This window comes from Sulfuricurvum sp. RIFOXYD12_FULL_44_77, assembly GCF_001830725.1.
GTDB classification, from domain to species: domain Bacteria; phylum Campylobacterota; class Campylobacteria; order Campylobacterales; family Sulfurimonadaceae; genus Sulfuricurvum; species Sulfuricurvum kujiense_A.
The window spans coordinates 1-16,806 of the sequence record NZ_MIBU01000275.1 but is presented as its reverse complement, the minus strand read 5'-3'; the positions used below and the strand labels follow the sequence as shown (position 1 = coordinate 16,806).

Genomic DNA, 16,806 nt, shown 5'->3' with positions numbered 1-16,806 from the left:
ATGTTGTAGGTAAAACTGTCATAGTTATCAATCATTAAAATCATTGCTTTTCCTTACCACGCTTTAATTGTATTATACAAGCTATCACGTTCGATCGGCTCAAAACCGCTGTTCTTTATTAGGGCAACGAATTCTTCAAGATTGACACCGTTCGCACTTTTGGCTCCGGCAGCAGAGTTGATCGACTCTTTTTCAATCGTACCGTCCAAATCGTTTGCTCCAAATTCTTGGGCGACAAGGGCGAGATTGACCGTAGAGGTAACCCAATAGGCTTTGAGATTCGGGACATTATCGAGAACGATACGGCTGATCGCCATAGTTTTGAGAATTTCATGTGCTGTTATCGACTCTTTGACGTTCAAAAAGTTATTCTCACTTTGATACACCAGCGGGATAAAGCAGTTAAAGCCCCCTGTTGCATCTTGCAAATCCCGTATTCGGAACATATGATCGATGCGGTGAGCACGCTCTTCGACGTGACCGAACAGCATCGTGACATTGGATTTCATCCCTCTCTCGTGCCATTTGCGGTGAATTTCGAGCCATTGAGCGGAAGTTACTTTTCCTTTACAGATGTAATCGCGAACTTTTTCGTCAAAAATCTCCGCACCGCCTCCCGGCATCGAATCAACCCCATTGGTTATCATGAGATCGATAATCTCATCGTAGCTTTTGCCGTACTCTTCGGCGAGAAAATGAACTTCCGCCGCCGTGAGGGCTTTGATATGGAGGTTGGGATGACGTGCTTTGATCTTGCTAAACACTTCCAAATACCACTCTAACCCCGTTTCAGGGTTGTGAGCAGAAACGATATGCACTTCCGAAATACCGCGAGCAACAATATCATCGGTGATCGCTAAAATCTCCTCATGACTCATCGTATAAGGATTGGGATTTTTACGGCTTGCACTGTACGCACAAAATTTACAAATGTCTTTGCATACATTGGTCGGATTGATATGACGGTTAATATTAAAATAGGTGCGTTTTCCGTGCAACGCTTTACGTCGTTCATCAGCCAGTTCCCCGAGAGTAAAGAGGTCTAAATCGTACAAAGCGACCGCTTCATCAAACGTAAGTCGGATATTCTGTTTTACTTTTTCAATCAAATTCATACTAAAATCTTTAACTGCTTATTTTGACGCGCATTATAGCAAAAGAAATAGACTACCAATCAAATAATACCGTACAGTTTTTATTCGATTTTTTCGCACAATAGAGTGCTTTATCGGCACGACTGATAAGATCCTCCAATGTGTCTCCCTCTTGATGGATCGTAACTCCGGCACTGATGGTGACGTGAACACTCTTCCCCGCATAAAGGAGATTGCTTTTCTCTATTTTTTCGCGAATTTTATCGGCAATCATTTGTGCCTGTGTCACATCACAGCGGTTAAGGACGACGGCAAACTCTTCTCCTCCGTAGCGGTACACTTTATCTGCCGTTCGGATCATCCCTTTGATTGTTTGCGCAATGAAATAAAGTACTTTATCCCCTGCTACATACCCGAATTCGTCATTGAGAAATTTGAAGTTGTCTATATCGATCATCATTAAGACCAAAGAGAGTTTTTTGTTGACACCCGCTTCGATTGAGGGCTCGATATCTTCACTAAATCCTTGGCGGTTTCCAACTTTGGTCAACGGATCGGTTGTAAGTTCCGAACGGGCTACCTGAAGTTCTTGGTTGAGGGTATAAATTTTGGATTGTGCTTTCTCCAGCTCTTCAGACATCGTTTGATTAAGAGCCCCTAACCCTTCGATAAAAGTGACAAACTTTTCCACCGAATCGGAGGGGGCATTATCGATATAGTGGCGTTGCAACTCGGCAACCGATGCGATACCCGAATGGGACTCGATAAAAGAGACGACAGAGTGTTCCACCATATCGAGATATTTGGTCACATCCTCTTTGGAGTCACTGAGGACTTTGTGATCTACGCTTTCTTGATCTTTACGAAGCTCTTCATCGGCGGTTTCTGCAAAAAGCTGATCAAAAAACTTTTTGTACTGCGAAGGATACGCTGGAACCTTCATTGAGCGCAAAAGCCCCATCACATGATCGTGAATATCTAAAATTTTCTGATAAACAGTAGGATTATCCATTTTCTATATTCTCCTCGCTTTGGGAAGATTGTATCATTTTTGTGTCAACAATCTTTTATTTTTGCCTCTTTTTTAACCGTTCTCTTTTCTCCAAAAAAATTATAATGCGCTACAATAAAATAAAAAGTAGCCCTTATGAGTATAACCGAACGAATTGAAGACCTCATCGACCACAATGCCAGTGATTTTGAGATATCCAAACTTTTTAAAACCCATATATCCGATTATAAAAATTCACTTTTGGAACTTTTCGAGCGTAATCAGGGGAAAGATTTCCTCGTCATCCATACCAAAACTCTCGATTCGATTATCTCGCTTATGTACAAAACCGTGCTTCGGCGAATGTTCGGAAACTACCTTCCGATGCGCAGCTCTATCCCGATCGCGTTTATTGCCCTTGGGAGCTACGGACGGGAACAACTCTGTGTCCACAGCGATATTGATCTCATGATCGTATATGAAAAAAACGACGGATACAATACTTCCGCCATTATTGAGAAATTTCTCTATTTAGCGTGGGATGCAGGGCTTAAACTCGGTCATCGCGTCCATGATGTGAATGATTTGCTCAGTGCATCACGCGAAGATATCACCATCAAAACGGCCATGATGGAGTCGCGTCTTATCATCGGTTCCCCTTTTACGTGGAGTGTGACACAAAACCGTCTCACGGCTATCCGCAACGATGATCCGAAATCATTTATACTGGCCAAAATTGAAGAAGCCAATATCCGTCGACTAAAATTCCCTTTTTCGATGCAACCTCATATCAAAGAGGGAGTGGGCGGATTACGTGATTCACAGCTGCTCTATTGGATCGCGAAAACGATTTACGGCGTCAACAGCCTCAAAGAACTCAGCGGCGAACTCTTCAGTGATGATCACTATCGTGAATATCGGATTGCTTTAGAACTGCTCTTCCGCGTCCGCAGTGCCCTGCACCTCCTTAGTGGAAAACAGCAAGATCAACTTGTCCTTGATTATATGCCCCGTATTGCACAGATGTTGGGATTCAGCGATGAGAAGCGACTTGTGAGCCGTCTGTTGGAAGCACAATGGCGCATCAACAACTTCACCCAGATTTATGTGAAAAAAATGGCACGGCTCTATCTGGTTGATCCTACGCAACTCTCAGCCCTCCGCTCAGGAAGGATTCATAAAGGATTTTACCGTGTTGAGGGGACCCTCTACGCTTCCTATAACACACCGACACCTCCGATCGACACGCTGTTGGAACTATTGGCAGGATTGGAAGATCGAGAATGGGTATTTGATTCGAGTGTCCTCTTCCATTTCACCTATGTCTCTATTAAGCATCCATTGAAAGTAAAAACCTACACCTTATTACGCAAGCTCTTTGAACGGCAACATTTCTATGTCATTGTAAAACTTTTTTACGATGCGGGAATCTTGCATCACCTTATCGGAGCATTTAAAAAAGTACTGCATCTGCCGCAGTTTGACGGCTATCACCATTTCCCTGTCGATTTGCACTCTATTAAGTGTATAGAAGCTCTTGAGTCGATTAAAGATCCTTATGTTGAAGCACTTTATCAGCCGCTCTCTCTTTCAGACAAGCTCCTCCTAAAATCGGTCATTCTCCTCCACGATACCGGAAAAGGGCGCAAACAAGATCACTCGGAAGTGGGGGCAAAACTCATCGTCCCTTTCTTGAAAAACTTCAAACTCCCTACGCAGCAGTTAGAGAGAGGCTCACTTCTCGTGCGCCACCATGTATTGATGAGCAATGTCGCCTATCGCGAAAATCTCTATAATGAAAAAACACTCTATCAATTTATGTCCAAAATCAAAACACCGGAAAATCTCACCCTTCTGTATATCCTGACGTATGCAGATATCAACGGAGTAGGAGAGGGAACCTATACGAGTTTCGGTGCCAACTTACTTCATGAACTCTATGAGGCATCTCTTGAAATCGCTTCCCAAAACGATCGGATCACCGATGCCATTAAACGCGTCAATAAAGAAAAACGGCTCAATCACGATCCTGAGTTCTTGCAACTCTCTAAAATTGAGCAAAAAAAGATCCTCTCCATCGAATCGAATCTTTTCTTCTTCAAACACACCCCCGCTGATATCGTCACCCTTTCCAAAGAGGCGTTTAAATGCCAGAGCTTCACCTATCAGCTTGAAATCGAGAGAGGACTGGTTATCCATATTTTTCGTCGCATACCGCTCAATCTCGGGTATTTGCTCGGAAAACTCAGTTATTTGGATGTCGCTTCTATGGATATTTTTACCCTTTTTGACGGCATTAAATACTTTAAAATCGAATTTTTACAGCGTCCGCTAGAGGGGACAATGGAGCAGATTCAGATTATCGTCGAAGAGGCATTCGACATGTCTAAAAAACTCGCCCTTCCCAAACCGATCATCAAAGCAAACGAAATCACCCTTGATTGTGATCACTCTATCCATTACGCCCAGCTCAATCTCAATACAACAAATCAACGGGGATTATTGGCCTATGCAGTCCAATGTTTCGATGAAGCAGAGATTAATATCGCTACCGCAAAAATCCATACCAATAAAAATATGGCCAGAGATCATTTCTTAATCGAAAAACAAAACAGGATGTGCGATAATGCGCGCAAAATAATTGATAAATTGGTAGGAGAATAGCTTATGTGCGGTATTGTAGGGTACATCGGAGTCAAACCGGTTAAAAAAATCTTGATCGATGGACTTCGTGAGCTTGAATACCGTGGATACGATTCCGCCGGCATCGCCGTTTTGCAAGACGGCAATTTCTCCTTGTTCAAAGCGGTGGGAAAACTGATCAACCTCGAAGAGAAAGCCCAAAATTATGAGAGTACCGGTTTCTCCGTCGGTATCGGTCACACCCGCTGGGCAACCCACGGCAAACCAACCGAGCTCAATGCCCATCCCCATCTGGGACAAAACTCGTATGTCGTTCATAACGGTATCATCGAAAACTATCAAGAGCTTAAAACGATGCTTACGGCACATGGGGTACAGTTTTTAAGCCAAACCGATACGGAAGTGATCGTCCATCTTTTCGAATACCAGCTTAAAAGTGCTTCCACACCGTTTGAAGCATTTCAGCAAACCCTCTCACAGCTCCAAGGAGCGTATGCAATACTACTCGTCAACGCCGACGCTGAGGGGACAATATTCTTTGCCAAACACGGCTCTCCGATGATTATCGGGCGTAACCGTGACAACGAAACCCTCTTTGGTTCTTCCGATGCCGCACTCATCGGAAAATGCCATGAAGTGATCTACCTCGAAGACGGCCATTACGGCTATGCATCGGCAGAGGGAATTGCCCTTTTTGATGAGCATAACCATCCGGTAACACTCCGTTTCACCCCCCTCTCTGAGAACAAACTCTCCGCTCAAAAAGAGGGATTCCGATTTTTCATGGAAAAAGAGATTTATGAACAAAGCCGCGTTTTGGCCGATACCCTCCTCGGGCGTTTACGCGATGAGAGCGTCTATTTTGAAGAGCTTGAAAGCAACCTTTTTGAGGGGATTAACGAAATCAAATTTTGCGCATGCGGTACCAGCTACCATGCCGCGCTCGTGGCCAGCTATTTGTTTGAACGCCACGCTAAAATTAAAACCTCGGTTGAAATAGCCAGTGAGTTCCGTTACCGTGAACCGTTTCTCACCCCTGATACCCTCTTCGTCGTCATCAGCCAAAGCGGTGAAACGGCAGATACGTTAGAGAGCCTAAAAATGGCGAAACGCAATAATCTCAAAACTATGGTTATTTGTAACGTTGACAACTCTTCTATGGTTCGGCTCGCTGATGCTTCCATACTTACCCGTGCTGGGATCGAAAAAGGGGTCGCTTCCACCAAAGCGTTTGCAACCCAAGTATGTGTGTTATGGATGCTTAGCCTCTATCTGGGAGATGTGCGTAAAACCCTACCTACCGAAGAGATCAAACGCCAGATTAAACTTTTACGTACTCTGCCAGTGACCGTTAATGTCGAAAATGCTTTACACGAGCAGCTGCGCCGCTTAAGTAAACGCTACCTGCACGGTCACGGCTTCTTTTTCATCGGACGGGATGTCTTTTTCCCGCTTGCACTTGAGGGGGCATTGAAACTCAAAGAGATCACCTATTTACACGCTGAAGGGTATCCTAGCGGAGAGATGAAACACGGCCCTATCGCCCTCGCCGATCCTGAGCTATTTACGATTGCTCTCCTTCCACAGCACAAACTGTACGACAAAACCAAAAGCAATATCGAAGAACTCAGCGCACGGGACTCCACTATCTGTTCCATCAGTCCCCTTGATTTTGATAAAGCGGACGATCATATTCGCACTGCATATAGGGAAGATTATATGCTCGAATTTTTTGAGATGATGGTTGTTTTACAACTCCTCTCTATGGAAATCGCAATTCGATTGGGGAACGATGTCGATATGCCCCGCAACCTCGCAAAAAGTGTTACGGTCGAATAGCCGTTCCACTTTCTTCTACATTTCATCTAACTTTAAAAGTAATTTAGATATTGTCATTACATTAATAATTTCTTCATTTTTATCTCTCGTATATAAGGTATTAAAATATGAACGCTAATCGAAAAATTTTATTCATCGTTGCTTTGATGCTCATCGGACTTGCTGTCGCTACCATTACCAACGTTGCCCTCAACTTCCGCGATTACGGATACAACAATGCCATTGAGAAATCGAAGATGACCGCTGAAATCGTGCGTGACGGATTAACGGCACACATGGTCAACGGTATCATGGATAAACGGGAATTTTTCCTCGGTAATATCGCCAATATCAAAGACGTTCAATCTCTTTGGATTGTCCGCGCTGATAGCGTTATCAAACAATACGGTGAGGGGATGCAAAATGAAAAACCTCGAGATGCCATGGACCGCAGAGTTCTTAAAGAGGGAGTCACCGTACGAGAAATCCGAGAAGATGCCAGTAATGCGGTTTTGCGGGTAACCATTCCCTACACGGCAACAGCATATGGGAACCCCAACTGTCTCACCTGTCATAACGTTAAAGAGGGGGAAGTTTTGGGTGCCATTAGTATGGAGTTCAATATTAATGAAATCCGCCAAACCGGTGCTGTGACGATTGCCAAAATTTTTGCCATCAATGTCGTATTTATCATCATAGCACTATGGGTAACGAATCACTACTTCAAACCCTACATGAAACTGTTTGAAAATCTTCAAAACGGTATCAAAAGAGCACGAACCGGAGATTTTAGTTTCCGATTCACCACAACCCTAAAAGATGCAGGAAGTGAGGTAGCCGATCAAATGAATACCCTCTTCCAGAAAATGGAAGATACCTTCGGTGGGATTAAACATAATCTTAATACCTTTGCATCACGCTCAAATATTTCTAGCAATGATCCCCTTAGTACGGCAGGGGTCATTATTCAAGAGCTCTCCGATGTCTATAAATTTAAAAAGACTATTGAACATGATGCCAATAAAGACGCGGTGTACGATCGATTTATTTATGTATTAAAAGAGAAATTCCATTTTGACCATTTTGCCCTTTATGAAGTGGACAAAACAACCAAAGAGCGAAAGCTGATCCATATCACCGATCATAAAAGTTTTTGTCTCCCAAGTGCAGATAAAGATACCCAAGAGTGTCGTGCTTTCCGTACGGCAAGTGATGTCTATTCAACCGATTTTCCAAATATCTGTGCTAATTGTGCCGAAGATAAAGAGTACTCGTGTATTCCGTTTAACATCAATGATGATTTGGCCTTAATCCTCTCCTATTCTGCCAAAGACATTGAGACGATTGAAGAGATGAATCTCGCCTTACCGAGTATCAAAAACTATTTTGAAGCGGCTAAAGCGGTCATTGAGAGCCGTACATTGATGGATAAACTTCGAGATTCTTCCCTTAGAGATGGAGCAACCGGCCTTTATAACCGCCGCTTTTTAGAGGAGTTTATCGATAAAAGTTCAGAACAGGCTGCTCGTTCTAATATGTCTTACGCCGTACTTATGATTGATATCGATTACTTTAAAATGATCAATGATACCTATGGGCACGATGCCGGAGATGTCGTGATTAAATCATTATCCGAAATTTTAGTCCACGCAATCCGAAAAGCAGACCTTCCGGTTCGTTACGGCGGAGAAGAGTTTTTAGTGCTGCTTCATAATACAACACCTGAGGGAGCATTGTCCGTAGCTGAGAAAATACGGACTGTGTTCAATGAGAAGAAATTTCAATTCGGGAACGATACCGTCCAAAAAACGTTAAGTATCGGAATTGCCCACTTCCCATCTCAGGCTGACTCTATTTGGAAAGTAATTAAATTTGCTGATATTGCCCTCTACGAGGGGAAACATACCGGACGTAACCGTGTCATTGAATTCGAAGAGCGTATGTTTAGCGGTGGAGACCAATTTTAATAACGCCTCTCTTCCTTCTCCTATTCGCCTCCTGTGGAGACGAATAAACTCCCATTCTGAACCAAATCTCTTCTTACTGAGGCATTGACTTTGTATCGTAGACTAAAGAGGCATTTCCCCCTTGGTGTTTCGCTTCTAGCAATGCTCGTTTAGCGTATTCGATCCCCTCAAGCATATCAGGAGTTTGCACAGGGAAAAGAGAGATTCCGATGCTCACTGTTTTTAAGATAGCATAAGTATTGATTCTAATCTTTTTCTTGAATGTATTGCGAATCGTATCCGCAACCTCATTAACCTCATCCGCTTCGTAATCGTATAAAATAACGGCAAACGTATCACCGCCGTAGCGGATAAGGATATCCCCTTGTCGCAGGTTTTCATGGATATTATGTGCCATCGCTTTGATCACTTCGTCACCGATGACGCTTCCATAAGACTGGTTGATTTGATGAAACTGGTCCATGTCGATCATTAAAATACCGTAAGGGATCATTGTTCGCGTTGATTGTGCCACAATGAGCTTCGTCAGCTCTTCGAGATAAGCACGGTTATACAACTGCGTCAGGGGGTCAATCCGAACGGTCTGCTGCAGTTTTTTATTGATAATCTGAAGTTTTGAGGCATTGATGTAGTTACCAAGTTGCTCCAGAGCCAACCGTATCGTACTAACTTCTCGTGCTTCATACGTCACCAAAGAGACAACAATATCGAGATCATCAACGATCGGATAGCTTTGGCATACATAATGGGCATCAGGGTCAATCATTTTCGGACACGCCACTTCACATTGGGTCGAATCGACCATTCCGCTTGTTCTATCAGCGCGACAGCCGCTTATCGCATCACATAAAAGTGTTTTTTCGGTATGGACTATGTGGGTGGTTTTATCAAGAGGATTAAGCTCTAAAATATTGAAATTACTCAAATTCCAACGGGTTCGAAGCAGTGCGATGATCCGTGCGTAAACCTCATCGAGATTTTGATCCTTTTCTATTTCTGTTCTAAAACGCTCCACCTCGTACAGTTGATGAACCCCCATCTGCAGAGTGTACAGAGGATCACTGTTATGTTGATCGAGTCGGATAAGGGAACCCATCTTTTTACCGCTTTCGGTAAGGGTAGAATCGAGTTTTTCCATGACGGCATTGGTCCACATCGCAGCGTTGTAGCCGTCTCTCGTATCTGATGGCTCGATACGATGGCTGTAATCGCCCCCTTCGGCTTTCTCCATAGTTAACGCCACCGCATCAAGGGTCTCTTTATAGGAAGCAATAAAACGACGAACATTTTTAAGAAGAGTATAGGTTAACGTCATCAAAACGATAATCGCTACCGCAACCGCAACCAGTCCGGTTACTTTGAGATCATTTATCTCCATCTCAATGGATACCGCCCCTAAAACAACCCCTGCTTTACTATCATGACAGCTGAGGCAATCAATTTTTCCCTTTTCCGTTGCAATGTAGGGTATTGTGAGGCGATAAAGGGTATCGGAGAACAATGAGCCTGAAACATTTTCGATGGCCTTCCCATCACGCAATACGGCGCGGTCTATATCATCAACAGGATCTTGTGGATATATCCCTCTTCCGTATTGTCTGTTTAGCGCTTCAGAGCGGATAACCCACGTACGCTTCATCCCCTCTAAGGCATCGATTTGTTTTAGTAGTTCGTTTTGATAATCGCTGCTGCCGGTAATCATATGTGACGTTAAGGACTCTTGGACGATATGTGCCGCCAAATTTGCCTTACTCTCCGCCGATTGAAGTCCCATATATCGGAATGTCACTGCCAGTACGACAATAAACAGAGCCGTTATTCCTACTATACTGAGAACGAGTGTAAAAAATGTTTTCTCTTTTTTCATTATTCCTGACTTATATTACGTAAATAGATCGATTATACTGAAAAAAAGATTAGAATTGTTAAAAAGGGATCATTTCCCCCATGAATCGGGGGAATGGGAGGTTGTTTTAGTGACAGCCGCAGCCTGTGCCGCAACTTCCGCTAGAAGCAGGTGTTTCTTGTTTTGGTGCAGCGGCAGTGGAACACGCTGAAACACCCGGAGGGGTATTCGGCTGGATCGCTTGATTGTCCACTCCCCCCTCTTCGTTAATTTTCTCGATGGTTGCCCACAAATCTTCCGCCGCCTTCATATAACGTTTCGCTGTTTCAGAGGTCGGTGCATAATAAGTTACCGGTTTCCCTTCATCCCCGCCCGTTCGGATAGCGGGTTCGATAGGGATTTCGGCTAAGATACACGTATCAAACTGATCCGCCATCGCTTTGGATGTCCCTTTTCCGAAAATATCATACTCAACTCCGGTATCGGGAGCGATAAACCCAGACATATTTTCGATAACACCCGCGATCGGGATATGAAGTTTTTTAAACATATCCAAACTACGGCGAGAATCATCGAGGGAAACCATTTGTGGTGTCGTAACGGTCACACCGACGGTTACCGGAACACTTTGTGCCAACGTGAGTTGTGCATCACCGGTACCCGGAGGCATATCGATAACAAGACAATCCAAATCCGACCATAGAATATCGCGCAAGAACTGCTCGATCGCTTTCATGATCATCGCACCGCGCCAGATAAGCGATTGCCCCTCTTCCATAAGTGAGCCCATAGACATCACTTCGACACCGTACGCTTTTAATGGGAGAACTTTGTTTCCGACCACTTCAGGTTTTTGACCCTCAAGCCCCATCATACGCGGGATATTCGGTCCGTAGATATCGGCATCCAAAAGACCCACTTTTTTCCCTTGCATCGCAAGAGCTACCGCAAGATTAACCGAAGTGGTCGATTTTCCGACTCCCCCTTTACCTGAGCTGACCATAATGAAGTTTTTCACCTGAGGGGCAATGTTTTTCCCCTTTGATGAACTCTCTCTCGGCATTTTCGGAGCGGTAATATTCACTATCACTTCGGATGCACCGGCACGTTTTAACTCATCCGTTGCTTCAATCGTGATTTGATGCGCCACTTCAGGAGCACTTGAAGTGATATCAACCGTAACACTCACGTTTGAACCCTCAATTTTAATCTCTTTAACGAATCCGAAGGTCACGATATCTTTCGTGAATCCCGGATAAGTAACTTTGGATAACGCTGATTTAACTATTTCTTCATTCATATTTTATATCTCCTTAAATTTTAGCTTGCACTTCTTGCTTTAACTTCGGCAGCAATCTGAGCGATTGCTTCGGGGTTATCCATGATCTGCTGAGTGATTTTATACGAACAAAATTTCGGCCCGCACATCGAACAAAACTCCGCCTCTTTAAAAACATCCTGCGGCAATGTCTCGTCGTGATACTCACGTGCCCGTTCCGGATCGAGGGCAAGTTCAAACTGACGGTTCCAATCAAATGCATAACGGGCATCGCTCATCGCATCATCGATGTCACGAGCACCTTTGCGTCCGCGAGCGATATCGGCGGCATGTGCCGCGATTTTATACGCGATGATTCCTGCACGAACATCTTCGGCGTTCGGTAAGCCCAAATGCTCTTTCGGGGTAACGTAACAGAGCATCGACGCACCATGCCATCCGCCGACAGCCGCACCGATAGCAGAACTGATATGATCATACCCCGCCGCGATGTCGGTGACGAGAGGGCCTAGGATATAAAACGGCGCTTCATGACAATATTCGCGTTGAATTTTCATATTACGCTCGATTTGATTGAGAGGGACGTGTCCCGGCCCTTCGATCATAACCTGAACATTTTTCTCCCATGCACGCAGCGTCAATTCGCCGAGTACTTTAAGCTCACCCAGCTGCGCTTCATCAGACGCATCGGCCAAACATCCCGGACGAAGTGAATCCCCAAGAGAGAGGGAGACATCGTAACGGGCACAAATATCAAGGATCTCATCATACGCCGTATAAAAAGGGTTTTCACGATGATAATGCATCATCCACGCCGCCATCAACGATCCGCCACGGCTAACGATCCCCATTTTACGTTTCGCCACTTTCGGCATCGTCTCCAGCAAAAAGCCTGCATGGATAGTGAAATAGCTCACCCCCTGCTGTGCTTGACGCTCTAGTACTTCGAGCATCACTTCGATACTTAAATCTTCGATTTTGTTGTTGACGTCGTGCAAAATTTGATAGATGGGTACCGTTCCGATAGGAATTTTAGAATTTTCGATTACCGCTCGGCGAATCTCATCCAAATCTCCCCCTGTCGAGAGGTCCATTGCCGTATCGGCTTTGTAGTGTTGAGAGACCTGAATCTTCTCAATCTCCCCTTGAACATCACTGGCAATCGCGGATGATCCGATATTAGCATTGATTTTACAGCGCGCGGCAATCCCAATTGCCATCGGCTCTAAGTTTTTGTGATTGATATTCGCAGGGATGATAAGACGTCCCCGCGCTACTTCGGAACGAACCAATTCAGGATCAAGCTCCTCAACTTTGGCAACATACGCCATCTCTTCGGTAATAATGCCTTGCTTGGCATAGTACATCTGAGTACGGACGGTGTCGTTTTGTCTTTTGTCGACCCATTCAGTTCTCATACTTTCTCCTTGATCTTTCAAAAGCTTAATTGGACTTATAAATAAGAGCCCCTAAAAGGGTAGACTCTCTTTTAATGTAAGTTAAAAATTTCAAGAGGATTTAGGAAAAGATCCCCTCCTCTGCTCTTGATATATTCTATAATTTATCGCAAACAAGATAAAAAAAAGCTTTTTGAGTGTATAATTTCGTAACAGTTTTCAAAATAGGATACATTTTGTCTGATTTTACCCTTGTTTTGCTTGCAGCAGGTAACTCAACCCGTTTTAAAGTACCTGTAAAAAAACAATGGCTCCGTATAGGGCATGATCCATTGTGGGTTTATGTTACTAACCGTATCAAAAAAACTCTCCCCAATGTACCCGTCATTCTCTCCGCCCATGCGGATGAAATCCCTTTTATGAGATCTATGTGCGATTTTACGATTGTTGCCGGAGGAGCTACCCGTCAACAATCCCTTAAAAATGCCCTCAAAGAGGTCAAAACCCCCTATGTAATGGTCACCGATGTTGCCCGTGCCTGCATCGATCCCGATCTGATTGCTCGACTGATAGAGCATAAAGAGTCTGCCGATACCATTGTCCCTGCCCTCGATATTCATGATACCGTTGTTTACGGAGATGAAACCATAGCGCGTGAACATGTTAAACGGATTCAAACCCCGCAACTTTCCCGCACCGATGTATTACGCCGTGCACTCGAGAGCGATGTCGAATATACCGATGAAAGCAGTGCCGTCGTCGCCTTGGGAGGATCTCGCTATTTTGTAGCGGGGGATGAGCGTGCCGCCAAAATCACCCATGCCGGTGATACTGCGGCACTGGAATGCCTCGCGCCCCCTTCAAACGTTGTTTTTACAGGCAACGGATTTGACGTTCACCCTTTTGAAGAGGGGAAAGTGATGATGCTCGGCGGGGTAGAGATCGACAGCCCCTATGGGTTTAAGGCTCACAGTGACGGAGACGTTGCCATCCATGCCCTCATCGATGCACTCCTTGGCGCTGCCTGTTTGGGAGATATCGGGATGTTATTTCCCGATACCGATGCCGCTTATAAAAATATCGATTCCAAAGAACTGTTGGCACAGTGTGTCGAAAAACTCCACGCTTTCGGATTTGTCATACTCCATGCCGACATCACGATTATCGCCCAAGCACCAAAAATCGCCCCCTATAAAGATCGTATGCGCTCTACCCTTGCCTCTTTGCTCCATATCCCCTCTGCCCGTGTCAATGTCAAAGCGACAACAACCGAGCATCTTGGGTTTATAGGCCGTAAAGAGGGGCTAGGGGTGATGGCAACCGCATCAGTACACTATTTTGATTGGAAAAACGGATGAATATACTCATTATCGAAAACGAGATCTATCTTGCTCAAAGTATCGCCTCTAAACTCAGTGATTTAAGTCACAACTGCGATATCTCAAGCTCTACTAAAGAGGGGCTTCGCGGAATAGCGTATGATGTTGTCCTCCTCTCAACCAATATCAGCGGTCAAGATATCTATCCCGTCATTGAAGCGTATAAAAATGCGGTTGTCATCTTGATGGTAAGCTATGTGAGCAATGATACCGTCTCAAAGCCTCTCGCAGCCGGAGCCAAAGATTACATCCTCAAACCGTTTATGATCGAAGAGCTGATCCGTAAAATTCAACACTTCCAAAACCATGAACGGCTCCGTCGCCAAAACCAAACGTATGAGCGTTATCTAACCCATACGTTTAACTCCATCAATGTGGATGAGGATTTGGACAAAGTCGAACTTCCCCTCTTTATTTGCAGCGGATATCAAAAGTATGCTGACGCATTTGCATTCCGCTATGCGGCGCATCACGATAAAACGCTTCAGTTTATCTCCCTCTCTTCGGCTAAAGCGTTTAGCGATATCGCGGCACTCAACGACGACTCGATTCTTTTTATCACCGATTTTCAAAACCTCAAAAAAAGTGAACACAAATCCTTTTACGAGTTGATCACCGGAAAAAAATGTATAGTTGCCAGCACGGAACCTATCGATAATTCCCCTTTCAAACTGATCGAAATCGAAAGTGAAAATCATCTTTTTGATCAAGGCGAGATTTTGCCGATCGAAGAGTATGTTAAATATATCATGATCCATTTCCAAAACCGATTTCCGGATACGGAACTCTCTAAAAAACTCGGTATTTCACGCAAAAGCTTATGGGAAAAGAGAAAGAAATATGGCATCGTCAAGAAAAAATAGAGCCCTCTATATCGACCAAGAGGCCGTCTCTGCCCTCACCCTCCTCAAATCAGGCATGCTCAGCCCCGTAACGGCACTCATGAACGAGAAACAAAGCAAAGAGGTCCTCAGTAGCGGGATGTTTCTCGGGAAAACCTTCCCTTTCCCCCTCATCCTCTCCCCCAGCGGAAAAGTCAATGAAACCATTCTCACGAGCGCCCATCAAGGTGAAATACTCGATCTCGTTTGCGAGAACGTCGTCATCGGAGAGCTTTGTGTTGATGAAGTCTATCCTATTGATCCGCGCGAACGGCTCCATCAAATCTACGGAACGGAAGATTTATCCCATCCCGGCGTCAGCGCGACCCATAAACGATTAGGAAAATACGCTATCTGCGGGGATTACTCTATCGATCTCTCCTCCGTTCAAGAGATTCAAGCTATGATTACTCAAGCCAAAGAGCAAATCGGTGCACAGCGCACTACCGCCTTGTTTATGGCCGCTAATCCGCTTCATCGTGCCCATGAGCGCCTTATCCGCCAAAGCTTGGATCACTCCGATTTAATCATTATTTTTCTTCTTAAACCGTACAACAATGCTGATTTGAAATACGATCTTCGTTTAGAGACCTTGAAGTTTTTTGTCGACAACTATCTCCCTCGAAACCGTGTCATCATTGTTCCCTTGGAGAGCAGCTATATTTTTGCCGGAAGCAATGAGGTTATCCTCGATGCGATCGTAGCAAAAAACTACGGATGTGACCGCCTTATGATCGGTCAAAATCATGCCGGAATCGGTATGTATTATGATCATAATGCCAATAAGTCGATTATTGATCGCCTTGTCGGTATCGATATCGAAGTGGGTATTGCAAGCGAATACGTCTACTGCAATCAGTGCAAAACACTGGTCAGTGTCCAAACATGTCCACACGGTCATCATCACCATATCTCATACCACTCCGAATCGATTTTAGAGTTGATGCGACAAGGGCTTCTCCCCCCTGCCGTTTTAGTACGCAAAGAGATATCGTCCATGATTGTTGCATCGTTGTATCCAAACCGGTTCAAAAATCTGGCCAAACTCTATTACGACATTATGCCGGTCAACGGTCTGCTAGAAGAGCACAGTGAAAAAGATTTCTATATTGCCCTCATGCGCCTTTATCAGACGACGTCATTAACATAAGGAATAAAAATTGAATTGGTTTTTTCTGACCGTCGGTTACAGCGGCCTCTCTCCAAAAGCTCCCGGAACGATGGGTACCCTAGCATCACTCCCATTAGGAGTGGCAATCCTCCTCTATCTCGGCCCGCAAACCCTATTTTTGGCGGCATTGCTCATAACCCTAATCGCGATTAAAAGCATCAACCGCTATGAAGCGGTATCTCACAATCATGATGATCAACGAATCGTTATCGATGAACTCGTAGGATTGTGGTTTGCCCTCTCCATCGCTCCGGGGATCGGATTTGATTTGGCGACACTGATACAGTGGGAGAACGGAATCGCTCTCCAGATAGCCCTTAGCTTTATCTTTTTTCGCATT

12 protein-coding genes are annotated in these 16,806 nt (G+C 44.6%); 7 read left to right on the top strand and 5 right to left on the bottom strand.

The window, feature by feature from the left end; translation table 11 throughout:
• Positions 1-53 precede the first annotated feature (53 nt).
• Together mqnE and A2517_RS10000 are read right to left on the bottom strand one after the other, a co-directional pair.
• The gene (gene mqnE / locus A2517_RS10005) at positions 54-1,115 is read right to left on the bottom strand and encodes an aminofutalosine synthase MqnE (protein WP_294896609.1); all 1,062 of its coding nucleotides are present in this window, start codon (positions 1,113-1,115) and stop codon (positions 54-56) included.
• 52 nt (positions 1,116-1,167) lie between these two features.
• On the bottom strand, positions 1,168-2,106 hold the full coding sequence (locus A2517_RS10000) for a GGDEF domain-containing protein (protein ID WP_294896608.1): 939 nt from the start codon (positions 2,104-2,106) through the stop codon (positions 1,168-1,170).
• Between the two features lie 135 nt (positions 2,107-2,241).
• On the opposite strand from A2517_RS10000, the gene A2517_RS09995 reads away from it, so the two are divergent.
• From A2517_RS09995 to A2517_RS09985, 3 genes are all read left to right on the top strand, one after another.
• Complete coding sequence (locus A2517_RS09995; RefSeq protein ID WP_294896606.1) at positions 2,242-4,749, top strand: DUF294 nucleotidyltransferase-like domain-containing protein; 2,508 nt, start codon at positions 2,242-2,244, stop codon at positions 4,747-4,749.
• 3 nt (positions 4,750-4,752) lie between these two features.
• Positions 4,753-6,567, top strand: a complete 1,815-nt coding sequence (gene glmS / locus A2517_RS09990) for a glutamine--fructose-6-phosphate transaminase (isomerizing) (RefSeq protein ID WP_294896604.1) — start codon at positions 4,753-4,755, stop codon at positions 6,565-6,567.
• A 107-nt stretch (positions 6,568-6,674) separates the two neighbouring features.
• Entirely contained in the window at positions 6,675-8,513 is a 1,839-nt protein-coding gene (locus A2517_RS09985) for a GGDEF domain-containing protein (RefSeq protein WP_294896602.1), read from the top strand.
• Positions 8,514-8,586: 73 nt separating this feature from the next.
• Here the strand turns inward: A2517_RS09985 and A2517_RS09980 are convergent, their stop codons facing one another.
• The 3 genes from A2517_RS09980 to thiC form a co-directional block, all read right to left on the bottom strand.
• Positions 8,587-10,380, bottom strand: a complete 1,794-nt coding sequence (locus tag A2517_RS09980; RefSeq protein ID WP_294896600.1) for a diguanylate cyclase — start codon at positions 10,378-10,380, stop codon at positions 8,587-8,589.
• Between the two features lie 106 nt (positions 10,381-10,486).
• The gene (locus A2517_RS09975) at positions 10,487-11,659 is read right to left on the bottom strand and encodes an Mrp/NBP35 family ATP-binding protein (protein ID WP_294896598.1); all 1,173 of its coding nucleotides are present in this window, start codon (positions 11,657-11,659) and stop codon (positions 10,487-10,489) included.
• A gap of 20 nt (positions 11,660-11,679) precedes the next feature.
• Positions 11,680-13,056, bottom strand: coding sequence for a phosphomethylpyrimidine synthase ThiC (gene thiC, locus A2517_RS09970; RefSeq protein ID WP_294896596.1), 1,377 nt, complete (start codon positions 13,054-13,056; stop codon positions 11,680-11,682).
• A 215-nt stretch (positions 13,057-13,271) separates the two neighbouring features.
• Between thiC and A2517_RS09965 the strand changes: the two genes are divergently transcribed.
• The 4 genes from A2517_RS09965 to A2517_RS09950 form a co-directional block, all read left to right on the top strand.
• The gene (locus A2517_RS09965; protein ID WP_294896594.1) at positions 13,272-14,393 is read left to right on the top strand and encodes a bifunctional 2-C-methyl-D-erythritol 4-phosphate cytidylyltransferase/2-C-methyl-D-erythritol 2,4-cyclodiphosphate synthase; all 1,122 of its coding nucleotides are present in this window, start codon (positions 13,272-13,274) and stop codon (positions 14,391-14,393) included.
• Positions 14,390-15,277: a response regulator gene (locus A2517_RS09960; protein WP_294896592.1), complete on the top strand. Its 888-nt coding sequence runs from the start codon at positions 14,390-14,392 to the stop codon at positions 15,275-15,277. The genes A2517_RS09965 and A2517_RS09960 overlap by 4 nt, the downstream gene beginning before the upstream one ends.
• Positions 15,255-16,445 carry a sulfate adenylyltransferase gene (locus A2517_RS09955; RefSeq protein ID WP_294896590.1) on the top strand — a complete coding sequence of 397 codons (1,191 nt, stop codon included), beginning with the start codon at positions 15,255-15,257 and terminating at the stop codon, positions 16,443-16,445. The genes A2517_RS09960 and A2517_RS09955 overlap by 23 nt, the downstream gene beginning before the upstream one ends.
• A 10-nt stretch (positions 16,446-16,455) precedes the next feature.
• Positions 16,456-16,806, top strand: a 351-nt coding sequence (locus A2517_RS09950; protein WP_294896588.1) for a phosphatidylglycerophosphatase A, incomplete at its 3' end; no start/stop codon positions are given.

Excerpts from the sequence above, each read along its gene's own strand:
- thiC (WP_294896596.1), bottom strand. The coding sequence starts at position 13,056 with ATGAGAACTGAATGGGTCGACAAAAGACAAAACGACACCGTCCGTACT.
- A2517_RS09980 (WP_294896600.1), bottom strand. The coding sequence starts at position 10,380 with ATGAAAAAAGAGAAAACATTTTTTACACTCGTTCTCAGTATAGTAGGA.
- A2517_RS09960 (WP_294896592.1), top strand. The coding sequence starts at position 14,390 with ATGAATATACTCATTATCGAAAACGAGATCTATCTTGCTCAAAGTATC.
- A2517_RS09995 (WP_294896606.1), top strand. The coding sequence starts at position 2,242 with ATGAGTATAACCGAACGAATTGAAGACCTCATCGACCACAATGCCAGT.
- mqnE (WP_294896609.1), bottom strand. The coding sequence starts at position 1,115 with ATGAATTTGATTGAAAAAGTAAAACAGAATATCCGACTTACGTTTGAT.
- A2517_RS09975 (WP_294896598.1), bottom strand. The coding sequence starts at position 11,659 with ATGAATGAAGAAATAGTTAAATCAGCGTTATCCAAAGTTACTTATCCG.
- A2517_RS10000 (WP_294896608.1), bottom strand. The coding sequence starts at position 2,106 with ATGGATAATCCTACTGTTTATCAGAAAATTTTAGATATTCACGATCAT.
- A2517_RS09955 (WP_294896590.1), top strand. The coding sequence starts at position 15,255 with ATGGCATCGTCAAGAAAAAATAGAGCCCTCTATATCGACCAAGAGGCC.
- glmS (WP_294896604.1), top strand. The coding sequence starts at position 4,753 with ATGTGCGGTATTGTAGGGTACATCGGAGTCAAACCGGTTAAAAAAATC.
- A2517_RS09985 (WP_294896602.1), top strand. The coding sequence starts at position 6,675 with ATGAACGCTAATCGAAAAATTTTATTCATCGTTGCTTTGATGCTCATC.